General features: G+C 73.0%; 9 protein-coding genes and 1 pseudogene. 5 read left to right on the top strand and 5 right to left on the bottom strand.

The genetic code is table 11. From position 1 onward, the window contains the following. The gene (locus tag AC507J_RS00620) at window positions 1-828 is read right to left on the bottom strand and encodes a DUF3027 domain-containing protein (RefSeq protein ID WP_496287047.1); all 828 of its coding nucleotides are present in this window, start codon (window positions 826-828) and stop codon (window positions 1-3) included. 88 nt (window positions 829-916) lie between these two features. On the opposite strand from AC507J_RS00620, the gene AC507J_RS00625 reads away from it, so the two are divergent. Together AC507J_RS00625 and AC507J_RS00630 are read left to right on the top strand one after the other, a co-directional pair. After that, window positions 917-2,593 (top strand): MFS transporter, encoded by a 1,677-nt coding sequence (locus AC507J_RS00625; RefSeq protein ID WP_496287048.1) that lies wholly within the window; start codon window positions 917-919, stop codon window positions 2,591-2,593. Beyond that, window positions 2,590-3,240, top strand: a complete 651-nt coding sequence (locus AC507J_RS00630; RefSeq protein WP_496287050.1) for a futalosine hydrolase — start codon at window positions 2,590-2,592, stop codon at window positions 3,238-3,240. Before AC507J_RS00625 ends, AC507J_RS00630 begins: the two co-directional genes overlap by 4 nt. Window positions 3,241-3,247: 7 nt before the next feature. Here the strand turns inward: AC507J_RS00630 and AC507J_RS00635 are convergent, their stop codons facing one another. Beyond that, complete coding sequence (locus AC507J_RS00635) at window positions 3,248-4,132, bottom strand: GNAT family N-acetyltransferase (protein ID WP_496287051.1); 885 nt, start codon at window positions 4,130-4,132, stop codon at window positions 3,248-3,250. A gap of 516 nt (window positions 4,133-4,648) precedes the next feature. Here AC507J_RS00635 and AC507J_RS00640 point away from each other — a divergent pair. Further along, entirely contained in the window at window positions 4,649-5,497 is an 849-nt protein-coding gene (locus AC507J_RS00640; protein ID WP_496287053.1) for a 1,4-dihydroxy-6-naphtoate synthase, read from the top strand. Here AC507J_RS00640 and AC507J_RS00645 read toward each other — a convergent pair. Beyond that, window positions 5,458-5,844, bottom strand: a complete 387-nt coding sequence (locus tag AC507J_RS00645; protein ID WP_013731110.1) for a cold-shock protein — start codon at window positions 5,842-5,844, stop codon at window positions 5,458-5,460. The two genes, AC507J_RS00640 and AC507J_RS00645, sit on opposite strands and share 40 nt — an antisense overlap. Before the next feature lie 29 nt (window positions 5,845-5,873). Continuing rightward, a pseudogene (locus AC507J_RS00650) lies at window positions 5,874-6,496 on the bottom strand (HAD family hydrolase). A gap of 83 nt (window positions 6,497-6,579) precedes the next feature. On the opposite strand from AC507J_RS00650, the gene AC507J_RS00655 reads away from it, so the two are divergent. Beyond that, window positions 6,580-9,048, top strand: a complete 2,469-nt coding sequence (locus AC507J_RS00655) for a helicase-associated domain-containing protein (protein ID WP_496287054.1) — start codon at window positions 6,580-6,582, stop codon at window positions 9,046-9,048. Between the two features lie 37 nt (window positions 9,049-9,085). Here AC507J_RS00655 and AC507J_RS00660 read toward each other — a convergent pair whose 3' ends face one another. Further along, the gene (locus AC507J_RS00660; RefSeq protein WP_496287056.1) at window positions 9,086-9,316 is read right to left on the bottom strand and encodes a hypothetical protein; all 231 of its coding nucleotides are present in this window, start codon (window positions 9,314-9,316) and stop codon (window positions 9,086-9,088) included. Between the two features lie 461 nt (window positions 9,317-9,777). Between AC507J_RS00660 and AC507J_RS00665 the strand changes: the two genes are divergently transcribed. Next, window positions 9,778-11,457, top strand: a complete 1,680-nt coding sequence (locus tag AC507J_RS00665; RefSeq protein WP_496287057.1) for a DNA repair helicase XPB — start codon at window positions 9,778-9,780, stop codon at window positions 11,455-11,457. The last annotated feature ends 428 nt before the right edge of the window (window positions 11,458-11,885 follow it).

The following is an 11,885-nucleotide window of genomic DNA, read 5'->3' on the forward strand; positions in this document are numbered from 1 at the left end:
TCAGGGCTGTTCGTACAGCTCCGCCGGCTCGACCGATCCCGGCGCACGGCTGACCGACATCGGCTCCACCGCGCTGTCGTCGTAGACGGTGGGCATCTCGTCCACCGCCGTCTCGGTCTCGACCAACGTCTCCGAGTGGGCGCCGCAGCCGTGGTCGGCGCTGACCACCCGACCGTCGTCCGGGGCGTAGAAGTTGCCGCAGACGCCGAAGCACTGCCGCAGCCGGCCGGCGAGCGGAAGGTAGAACCCGCAGGTGCCGCAGCGTGCGGCGGCCGGTGCGGCGGCCGAGATGGGCGCCGACGGGCCGTGGTCCCCGTCGTACCAGCGCTGGGCCGCCTCGAGCCGCCCGTCCCGCGACATCACGCGGGGTCGGCCGAGCCCCAACTCCCAGGCGGCCTCCTCGACCGCGGGATCGTCGGAGAGCAGGTAGCCGGGCTGGAGCCGCTCGTCGTCCGGCGGCGTCGGCAGCAGGTCGCCCGGGCCGAGGTCGCCCGGCTTGAGCCGCTCCTGCCAGGGCAGCCAGCCCGGGGCGAGCAGCGCGTCCGGCCCGGGCAGCAGCACGGTCTCGCAGATCGTCACGTTACGGCTGCGCGGGACCCGGGTGACCGTGACCGCCCAGCGCCAGCCCCGGTAGCCGGTCAGCCGGCACTCGAAGTAGTGCGTGACGAGTCGATCACCTTCGGCCACGACCTGGAGGTGGTCGCCGACATCGTCGGGCTCCACCTCGGTCACGGCGGCGCGCGCCACCTCGACGGCGGCGGCGCAGACCTGGTCGAGACGGGCGGCACGGGCGGAGGCGGGCCTGGTCACCCGACCATTGTTCCCCATCGGTGGCTTCGGCCGCGAGGCACTCCCCAGAGGTGTTCTTGCGGCGGTGACGCGCCATCTGTCCGGCTGATGGGTGAGGATGGGTCCCATGCCGCTGTTCTCCCGCTCCGAGCGGTCCCTTCTCGGGCGGACCGTCGGCACCGGAATCCGCGCCACGCGGCTGCTGCTGCGCGGCTCGCTCAGCAGTGGCCGCTGGGTGACCCGCAGCGCCGCCCGGGCCCGGGCCCGGGGCGCCGGCGGTGAGACCGGCATGGTCCGCCTCTTCGACCTGCACGCGGTCTCCTGCGCCGGGGACACCCTGATCGCCATCGGCCTGGCCGGGACGATCTTCTTCAACGTGCCGCTCGGCGAGGCCCGGAGCAAGGTCGCGCTCTACCTGCTGGTGACCATGGTGCCGTTCGCCATGCTCGCCCCGGTGGTCGGCCCACTGCTCGACCACTTCCGGCACGGCCGGCGGTACGCCCTCGCCACGACCATGCTCGGCCGGGCGTTCCTGGCCTGGTTGATCTCCGACTACATCCACGGCTTCGGTCTCTATCCGGCGGCCTTCGGCGTGCTGGCGCTCTCCCGGGCGTACGGCGTGGCCCGCTCCGCGGCCGTGCCCCGGCTGTTACCCGAGGGGCTCGGCCTGTCCCAGGTCGGTGCCCGGGCCAGCGTCTACGGCACGGTCGCCGGGGCGCTGGTCGCCCCGATCGGCCTGGCCGCGTTCTGGTTCGGGCCCCAGTGGCCACTGCGGGTCGCCTCGGTCATCTTCCTGATCGGCATGGTCATCTCCCTGCGGCTGCCGCCGAGGGCCGACTCCGAGCCGCCGGAGCGGGTACCCCGACCGCTGCGGGCGCTGCGGCGAAGCACCGGCGACCGGCCGCTGGGCCGAGGGCGTCCAGCCGGCCGGCTGGTGATCTCGAACCTGGTCGGGGCGGCGACCCTGCGCGCGATCTACGGCTTCCTGCTGCTCTTCCTCGCCTTCACCATCAAGGCGGGTGACCTGACCACTGTGGTGTTCGGTCGCGACCTGGGTGACGAGGGGGCGCTGGGCCTGGTCGGTGCCGCGCTGGCCGTCGGCACCTTCCTGGCCACCGCGCTCGGCACCCGGTTACGCATCCACCGACCGGCCGCGCTCCAGTCCAGCGGCATGGTCATCGTGGCCGGAGTGGCGATCCTCGCCGCGCTCAGCTTCTCGCTGCCGATGGTCGCCCTGCTCTGCGTGGTCGCGGCCATGATGAGCGGCATCGCCAAACTCACCGTGGACGCGTCGATCCAGGAACGGATCCCGGAGCGGCTACGGGCCAGTTCCTTCGCCCACTCCGAGACGGTGCTGATGCTCGCCTTCGTGGCCGGTGGCGGGCTGGGACTGGTGCCCTTCACCGGTCGGATCGGGATCGCCGTCGCGGCCGGCGTCGGCGCGCTGGCCGCCGCGCGGGCCCTGGTGATGGCCCGTCGGTTGCGGACCGAGCGGCTGTGCGGTCGTCCGCTCACCGACGAGGAACTGACCACGGCGGAACGGGACGGCGAGCCACCGACCACCGACCCGCCGACCGCCGCGGCTCGGCCCGGTGACGTAGCGGCCGGCGAGCAGCAGGTCGACGCGGAGCAGGCGACCGATCCCGCGCCCGCCTCCCCCGCTCCCGTCCAGGGTGGGTCGGCACCGGAGGAACCGAATCTGGCGCCGCCGGGCTTTCACATCTACCGGCCGTCGTCCGCGGTCACCCGGTCCGGCGGCAGCGACGACGAGACCCGGCGCAGCTCTCCCGGGCCGCTCACGTGACCGCCCTGCTCGTGGTCACCGCGGTTCCCGCCGAGGCGGAGGCGGTCCAGGCCGGCCTCGCCGACCCCACCGTGACGGTGGTGCCCGTGGGTGTGGGTCCGGCCGTGGCCGGCGCGGCAACCGCCCGCCTGCTGGCGCTCGCCGAGGCCGCCGGTCGGCCGTACCGGGGCGTGGTCAGCGCGGGCGTGGCCGGCGGTTTCCCGGACCGGGTGCCGGTCGGCGGCACCGTGCTCGGCACCCGGGCCGTCGCCGCCGACCTGGGGGCCGAGTCGCCCGACGGCTTCATCCCCGTCGACGAGCTGGGCATGCCCGCCGAGCTGCTCGGTGGCGGCACAGCGGTCGCCGCCGACCCGGGGCTGCTGGGCGCGCTGCGTACCGCGCTGCCGCAGGCCACCGTCGGACCGGTGCTCACGGTGAGCACCGTCACCGGCACCGCGCCCAGCACCGAGGCGCTGCGCCGACGTCACCCGGACGCGGTGGCCGAGGCCATGGAGGGGTACGGCGTGGCCGTCGCCGCAAGTCACGCCGGAGTCCCCTTCGCCGAGCTGCGCACCATCTCCAACCCCATCGGCCCACGCGACCGAACCGCCTGGCGCCTCCGCGAGGCCCTGACCGCCCTGACCACCGCCGCCCCCGCTCTCCGCTGACCGCCGGTCATTGATGTTGCAGGCGTAGTGCCTGCGGCCTGCTCCACTCGATCCGGTAGCCGCAGGCCAGCAGGAAGGGAATGCCGTCATGCTCGGCCGTGGCGCAGACGGCGGACAGACCCGCGCGGCGGGTTTCCTCGGCGAGCCGGGTCACCAGCCGACGCCCGATGCCGAGCAACCGTAGCCGGGGCGCCACCAGCACACCCTCCAGCACCACCTCGCGGCGGTCACCCAGATCCTCGCCGTACAGCAGGTCGAGGCTGCGCTCGTGGGCGCGTAACTCGCCGACCAGATCCCCATCGGGCAGCTCGGCCACCAGACGCCAGCACCCGGCCGGCACCTCGTCGGTGACCTGGCGGATGCGCACCGCGTCGCGGAGCCGCTCTCGCAGCCGCCGCTCGTCCCGACGATCACGATCGAGGTCGTACGTCACCTCGGGTACGCGCAACGGCCAGCGGTCGGGCGACAGCGGGTACGAGTGGGCCCACCAGGCGCCCGACCAGTCCTTCAGCGTGCGAACCTTCCGCACGTCCAGGTGCGCCGGATAGCGCCGGCCCGCCTCGTCGCGGCGGGTGTCGTCGGGAATCGCGCCATCCTCCAGCCAGGCCGGACCCGGGCAGGCCGAGCCGGGGCACGTGGGACCGGGGTCGCTGGCGGAGACCAGCCGCAGCGCCCCGCCGGCCGCTCGCACGAGCCGCTGGACGGTCTGGAACCGGGGATCGACAGCTCGTCCCGACTCGATGCGCGCAACGGTGGATTGCGGCACCCCGGACAACGCGGCCAACTCCCGCTGGCTGAGGTCGGCCTGCCGGCGCAACGCCCGCAGCATCGAGCCCAGATCTTCCAAAACACCGGAGCCGATCCCGACACCGGAGCCAATCCCTTCCCCCATGCCGTCGATGCTTCCCCGTTACCCCGCACTCGTTCAACCCGCCCGCATGCCTGTGGATAAACCTGTGGACAAAGCGTCGAAGCTGTCAGCGGATCGGGCGAGGACGACGGCGGGCGGCGGTCCCACATCGGCTGCCTGTCGACCTGAGCCGCTGGTGCTATCACCACAAGCCCCCACCGCCCTGTCGACCTGAGCCGCTGGTGCTATCACCACAAGCCCCCACCGCCCTGTCAACCTGAGCCGCTGGTGCTATCACCACAAGCCCCCACCGCCCTGTCAACCTGAATCGCCTGCGAGCTGTCGGCATCGCTGGGCGTCCGGCGCTGGTCGGGCCCGATCCGTTTTCGCTCTCAGCTCGACAGGGGCGATCAGTGACTTACCTTGCCGGAGGTGTGCAGGTGCGTCAGTGCGTTTGGGGCCCCAAAACGGTATGGAATGGGCAAGCAGTCTCCTGAAGCATCGGTGACAGCCTTCCTGCCGGGCAGCGGTCATCGGGAGCGGGGTTACGGTGGGGGTGTGGTGGTTTCGCTGGCGATCTCGCCGTGTCCCAATGACACGTTCGTTTTTCATGCGCTGGTACATGGGCGGGTGCCCGGTGCGCCGCCGGTGGAGGTGACCTACGCCGACGTCGACGTGACGAACACGGCCGCCGAGCAGGGGGCGTTCGACCTGGTGAAGGTGAGTTACGCGGCGCTGCCCTGGCTGCTGGACGACTACCACCTGCTGCCCTGTGGGGGTGCGCTGGGGCGGGGCTGCGGGCCGCTGGTGCTCACCCGGACCGACCGCGCGGGCAGGCCCGAGCGCACCGACCTGCGCGGCGCGACCGTGGCGGTGCCCGGCGACCGGACCACGGCGTACCTGCTCTTCCGGCTCTGGGCGGCGGGCCGCACGCCGGAGCGGATCGAGGTGGTGCCGTTCCACGAGATCATGCCCGGTGTCGCCGCTGGGCGGTACGACGCCGGCCTGGTGATCCACGAGGCGCGCTTCACCTATCCACGGCACGGCCTGACCGCCCTGGTGGACCTGGGCGAATGGTGGGAGGCGGAGACCGGCCTGCCGATCCCGCTCGGCGCCATCCTGGCCCGGCGTGGCGCGGTCGACCCGGAACAGGCCGCCGGCTGGATCCGGGACTCCGTCCAACGGGCCTGGGCCGACCCGACGGCGAGCCGGGACTATGTGCTGGCGCACGCCCAGGAGATGGAGCCCGACGTGGTGGACCGGCACATCGGCCTCTACGTAAACGAGTACACCGCCGACCTGGGAGAGTCGGGGTTCGCCGCCGTCGAGGCGTTGCTCGGCCGGGCCGCCGACGCCGGGCTCGTGCCTCAGACCTCCAGCTCGCGGGCGACCGCGTGGACCAGCTGAGCGATCTTCTGGGCCGTCTTGCGATCCGGGAACCGACCCCGGCGCAGATCGGGCTGGACCTTCGCCTCCAGCACCTTGATCATGTCTTCCACCAGGCCGTGCAGTTCCTCGGCCGGCCGGCGGCGTAGCTCCGCCACGGACGGCGGCGCCTCCAGCAGCTTCACGCCCATCGCCTGGGTGCCCCGCCGGCTGTCCACCACGCTGAAATCGATCCGCTGGCCGCCCTTGAGGTCGGTGACACCCGCCGGTAGCGCGGCCTTCGGCAGGAACACGTCGCCACCCTCGTCACTGGTGACGAACCCGTATCCCTTGGTCGCGTCGTACCACTTCACTCGACCCGTAGGCACCTGAGAACCTCTGCTTCGTGTTGAGCCGTCTACTGCCTCAAGGCTAGCCGGATCACGCCGTCGAGCGCCGCTGGGAATCCGGTGAGATCTGCCAGCACCACCGCCGCCCCGGCGGACCGCAGCTCGTCGGCCGAACACGGCCCGGTGGCCACCGCGATTCCGGGCACGTCGGCCGCCCGGGCGGCCACCATGTCCGCCACGTGATCTCCCACATAGTGGGTCGCGCCCTGGGCTACGAGACCCGTCGCCTTCTCCTCGGCGAACAGGTCCCCGGCCACCTCGTCCACCACCAGCCCCAGGTGCTCCAGGTGCAGCCGGGCCAGCCGGCCGTGCTTCGCGGTGACGACGAGCACCCGCCCGCCCCGCTCCCGCACCGCGTCTATCGCCGCCCGGCGCCGGGCAGCGGGACGGCCGGCGTGATCGCGTACGCCGGGTAGAGCTCGCGGTAGACCCGGACCATCTCCTCGACCTGCTCGGGCGGGAACCAGCGGGCGATCTCCATCCGCAGCGGCGGGCCGAGCCGGGACACGGCCGCGTCGGCGTCGATGGGTACGCCGGTCAGCTCGGTCAACGCACGGAAGGCCGCGGCGATGCCGGGGCGCGTGTCGAGCAGGGTCATGTCGAGATCGAAGCCGACCGTCAATGGAGGCATGCTGGAAAGCTACCCGGCCGCCCGACCCGGCCCGGTCGTCCGATGGGCGGGAGCAGGCCGGTGCGGGCTAGCGTGGAACGACGATGAGCACCTCACTCGCCGACCACCTGCGGTCGCTGCCCGACGAGTCGCTGGCCGCCCTGCTCCAGCAGCGGCCAGACCTCGTCGTACCGGTTCCCGCCGACATCGCCGCGCTCGCGATCCGGGCCCAGTCCCGGGTCTCGGTGTCGCGTGCCCTGGACGAGCTGGACCAGTTCACCCTCCAGATCATGGACGCCGCCCGGCTGACCCGTGACCCGGCCGACGGCACCACCTCGGTCGACGGGGTCCTCGCGATGGCCACTGCCGGCCCGCGCCCGCCCGCGCCGACCTCCGTCCGGGCCGCCGTCGACCGGCTGCGCGCCCGCCTCCTGCTCTACGGACCCGACCACCAGTTGCAGCTGATAGGTGGCATCGACGAGATCGCCCCGTACCCCGCCGGGCTCGGTCGACCCGCCGCCGAGCTGGACCCGCGCACGGCCGCGCTCTGCGCGGACCCGGCGAAGCTGCGGCGGACGCTGCTGGCCGCGCCCCCGTCGGCGCGGGCCATCCTGGACCGGCTCGCGGCCGGCCCGCCGGTCGGCAGCGTGCCACCCGGCGCGTTGCAGGCCCCCGCGCCCGGCGCCGAGGACGAGCTGCCCCCGGACGAGACCAACGGCGGGGCACCGACCGGCTCGCCGATCCGCTGGCTTGTCGACCAGCGGCTGCTGGTCCGGATCGCCGGTGGCAAGGGCGGCACCGCGGGCATGGTCGAGCTGCCCCGGGAGATCGGGCTGCTGCTGCGCCGGGACAGCGGTCCGCTTGGCCCGCTGAGCACCAGCCCGCCGCCGGTGGCCGCCCCCGGCCGCGAACCCAAGGCCGTCGACTCCGCCGGGGCCGGGCAGACCATGGAGGTGGTACGCCACACCGAGGCGCTGCTGGACCAGCTGGCCGCCGAGCCGGCACCGGTGCTGCGCTCGGGCGGCCTCGGCGTACGCGATCTGCGCCGGTTGGCCCGCGTCACCGGGCTGGACGAGTCGACGGCCGCGCTGCTGCTGGAGGTGGCGTACGCGGCCAGGCTCACCGGCGAGGTGGAGCTGCCCGGCGCCGCCGCCCGGTACGGCGCCGACCAGCAGGTGCTGCCCACCGCCGGGTACGAGCTGTGGCGGGCCGGTTCACTGGCCCAGCGCTGGGATCAGCTGGCCCGCGCCTGGCTGACCATGACCCGGCAGGCCGGGCTGGTCGGCCAGCGCGACGATCGGGACCGGCCGATCACGGTGCTCTCCGCCGAGGCGGAGCGGGCCGGCGCGCCAGCCACCCGGCGGGCCGTGCTCGGCGTGCTCGCCGAACTGGAACCGGCGACCGCGCCCACCGCCGACGAGGTGCAGGCGCTGCTGGAGTGGCGGGCGCCGCGCCGCAGCCGGGGCCGGGAGGCGGCGCATCGGGAGGTGCTCACCGAGGCGGCCACGCTGGGCGTGACCGGGCTGGGGGCGCTCACCTCGTACGGGCGACTTCTGCTGGCCGAGGCGACCGCGAGCGAGGAGCGGGACAGCGACGACCCGCTCGGGCTGCGGGCCGACGACGGCGACGCCGGCACCACCGTCCGGGCGCTGGACGCGCTGCTGCCCGCCCCGGTGGACCACTTCCTGGTGCAGGCCGACCTGACCGTGGTGGTACCCGGGCCACCGGAACCGGCCCTCGCCACCGAACTCGACCTGGTCGCCGAGCCCGAGTCGGCCGGTGGGGCGAGCGTGCACCGGGTCACCGCCGGCAGTGTGCGCCGGGCCCTGGACGCCGGCTACTCCGCGGACGACCTGCACGAACTCTTCCGCCGCCGGTCGCGTACGCCGGTGCCGCAGGGGTTGACCTACCTGGTCGACGACGTGGCCCGCAAGCACGGCGGGCTGCGCGCCGGTTCCGCCGGGGCGTACCTGCGCAGCGACGACGAGGCGCTGCTGGCCGAGGTGCTGGCCGACCGGCGGGTGGCGGAGTTGTCGCTGCGCCGGCTCGCGCCGACGGTGCTGGTCACGCCGTACCAGGCCGGCCGGATGCTGAACGTGCTGCGGGAGGCCGGCTACGCGCCGGTGGCCGAGGACGCCACCGGTTCGGCGATGCTCACCCGGCCGAAGGCCCGGCGGGCACCGGCGCGGGTCTCGGTGGCCACCAGGGCGCTCGACCCGCTGGCCACTCCACGTCTGCCGCTGCCGCGCCTGCTCGGCGTGGTCGAGCAGATCCGGCGGGGCGAGGCGGCGGCCCGGGCGGCCCGGCGGGCCCCGGCGGCGGTACGCGGCGCGACGCCGACCGGGCCGGTGCCCGCGCACAGTCACAGCGACGCGCTGGCCGTGCTCCAGCAGGCGGTACGCGACAAGGCGCTGGTCTGGGTCGGCTATGTCGACGCGCACGGGGCGACCGCGTCCCGGCTGGTCCGGCCCGTCTCACTCGGCGCGGGCTACCTGCGCGCCGAGGACGAGCGGACGGAGATGTTGCACACCTTCGCACTGCACCGGATCACCGCTGCGGTGTTGGAGAAGTGAGCCTGGGGGCACCGGGATGCCGGGGTGGGCAGCCCGGTCAGCGTCCGTTGCGTCGTACCGACCCGACGATCGCCACGAGCAGCAACAGGGCGAACCCGATGCCGGCCACCTCGCCGACCGAGTCCACGAAACCCTTCTGCACCACCAGCCAGATGAAGAGGAACCAGCCAGTCAGCAGAACCCCGAAGGCCGTGTACCCGACCACCGTCGCGGTGGAGACGGGTTCCGCCTGCTCTCGTTCGGGGATCACTTCCTGGTCAACAGACATCTGCCCTCCCCCGTACGGTCCGGCTCTGCCGTCAAGAGTGTCACCCACGGCGGCAACCGGCCAGCACCAGCGCGTACTGATCTTCAAGCTGGTACCCGGCATCGGGCGGCGGCGAAACGGCCGAGCGGGATTCGCCGGCCGGACCGGGCGCGCCGCTCGCCCCCGTTGGCTGATCCGCGATGACGGGAGCGGCCCCCGCGTCTGGCCCGTCTACCGCGGTCGAACGCACACGCACCGGTGCCGACCGGCGGGACGATCGCGAGGGCGACGCGACCGCATGGAGCGCCGCCCTCGATACTTCGCCCCCTTCCTGCTAGACGGCTGGGCGCCACCGGTTGGTTGCGCGTGGTGCGTGACTTTCTCGCCACCCGCTCCGGCGTGCAACACTGGATGGTCGCCCTGAGGCAGGTCAGGCACCTGCCGTGGCGGCCGGATCAGCCGTACGGAGGAGGAGATTCGGCGTGAGCGGTGGACCCCTGATCGTGCAGTCGGACAAGACGCTGCTGTTGGAGATCGACCACCCGGACGCGCAGTCCTGCCGGATGGCCATCGCGCCCTTCGCCGAGCTGGAGCGTTCCCCCGAGCACGTGCACACGTACCGGTTGACTCCGCTCGGGCTCTGGAACGCCCGCGCCGCCGGTCACGACGCCGAGAGCGTGGTGGACGCGCTGATCAAGTACTCCCGCTACCCGGTGCCGCACGCCCTGCTTGTCGACGTGGCCGAGACCATGGACCGGTACGGCCGGCTCCAACTCGCCAACGATCCGGCGCACGGCCTGGTGCTGCGCGCCCTGGACCGGGTGGTGCTGGTCGAGGTGGCCAAGAGCAAGAAGCTGGCCGGGATGCTCGGCGCGAAACTCGACGACGACACCATCGCGGTACACCCGTCCGAGCGGGGCCGGCTCAAGCAGGCCCTGCTGAAACTGGGCTGGCCGGCGGAGGACCTGGCCGGGTACGTCGACGGCGAGGCGCACCCGATCGAGCTGGCCGAGGCGGGCAAGGACGGCCGCAAGCCGTGGACGCTGCGGTCGTACCAGCGGGAGGCCGTCGAGGCGTTCTGGGCTGGCGGGTCCGGCGTGGTGGTGCTGCCCTGCGGTGCCGGCAAGACGCTTGTCGGCGCGGCGGCGATGGCCGAGGCGAAGGCGACCACGCTGATCCTGGTCACCAACACGGTCGCCGGGCGGCAGTGGAAGCGGGAGCTGATCGCCCGCACCTCGCTGACCGAGGAGGAGATCGGCGAGTACTCAGGCGAGCGCAAGGAGATCCGCCCGGTCACCATCGCCACGTACCAGGTGCTCACCTCGCGGCGCGGCGGCGCCTTCACCCACCTCGATCTCTTCGGGGCCCGCGACTGGGGCCTTGTCGTCTACGACGAGGTGCACCTGCTGCCCGCGCCGATCTTCCGGTTCACCGCGGACCTCCAGGCCCGCCGCCGGCTGGGCCTGACCGCCACCCTGGTCCGCGAGGACGGCCGGGAGGGCGACGTGTTCAGCCTGATCGGCCCAAAGCGGTACGACGCACCCTGGAAGGACATCGAGTCGCAGGGCTGGATCGCCCCGGCCGAATGCATCGAGGTCAGGGTCACCCTTACCGACGCCGAGCGGATGGCGTACGCGACCGCCGAGGCCGAGGAGCGCTACCGGATGGCGGCCACCGCCCGCACCAAGCTCCCGGTGATCAAGGCCCTGGTCGACCGGCACCCGGACGAGCAGACGCTTGTCATCGGCGCCTACATCGACCAGCTGCACCAGCTCGGCGAATACCTGGACGCGCCGATCGTGCAAGGCTCGACCACTAACAAGGAACGGGAGCGCCTCTTCGACGCGTTCCGCTCCGGGGAGATCCGCACGCTGGTCATATCGAAGGTCGGCAACTTCTCCATCGACCTGCCCGAGGCGGCGGTGGCGATCCAGGTCTCCGGCACCTTCGGCTCCCGTCAGGAGGAGGCGCAACGCCTGGGCCGGGTGCTCCGCCCCAAGGCCGACGGCCGGCAGGCACACTTCTACACGGTCGTCTCCCGGGACACCATCGACACCGAGTACGCCGCCCACCGCCAGCGCTTCCTGGCTGAGCAGGGCTACGCGTACACAATCGTCGACGCCGACGACGTCCTAGGCCCACCCCTCCCCACCATCGACTGACCCCTTGATCAACTCCACCCCGCACTCTTGATCAACACCGTTCCGCCGAAGTTGCGGCCTCCAAGCCACCTCGACACCGCAACAGGTCGAAGAGATGGCGCGCGAAGCCATCGCCCTCATGCTCGACGTTCGATGTCGAGGTCCAGCCCGAGCTACCACAAACGTGAGCCGCGCCCGCGAGGCCCGCAGCGCCCTACGGAAGGCTGAAGAGTCCGCCGAAGCGGCGAGGATTGCCGCCGCACACGCACTGCCGCCTTCTGGGGTCCCCGCTTCTCGGAGCCGAGCCTGATCCAGGCCGCCCTGGACTACCGGGACCGGCACCCTGAGCACCACCAGGCCGCCCGCCGACCCGATCTTTGCGGCACCGTCGCCGCAGTCGCGGCGGATGGCGCCGACCGACGGGATCGTGCCGCCAGAACTGTCGAAGG

Source organism: Micromonospora sp. PRAS1 (assembly GCF_059553435.1).

What these genes read in the sequence shown, in the direction of transcription:
- AC507J_RS00655 (WP_496287054.1), top strand. Translation starts at nt 6,580, where the DNA reads ATGAGCACCTCACTCGCCGACCACCTGCGGTCGCTGCCCGACGAGTCG.
- AC507J_RS00635 (WP_496287051.1), bottom strand. Translation starts at nt 4,132, where the DNA reads ATGGGGGAAGGGATTGGCTCCGGTGTCGGGATCGGCTCCGGTGTTTTG.
- AC507J_RS00660 (WP_496287056.1), bottom strand. Translation starts at nt 9,316, where the DNA reads ATGTCTGTTGACCAGGAAGTGATCCCCGAACGAGAGCAGGCGGAACCC.
- AC507J_RS00625 (WP_496287048.1), top strand. Translation starts at nt 917, where the DNA reads ATGCCGCTGTTCTCCCGCTCCGAGCGGTCCCTTCTCGGGCGGACCGTC.
- AC507J_RS00620 (WP_496287047.1), bottom strand. Translation starts at nt 828, where the DNA reads ATGGGGAACAATGGTCGGGTGACCAGGCCCGCCTCCGCCCGTGCCGCC.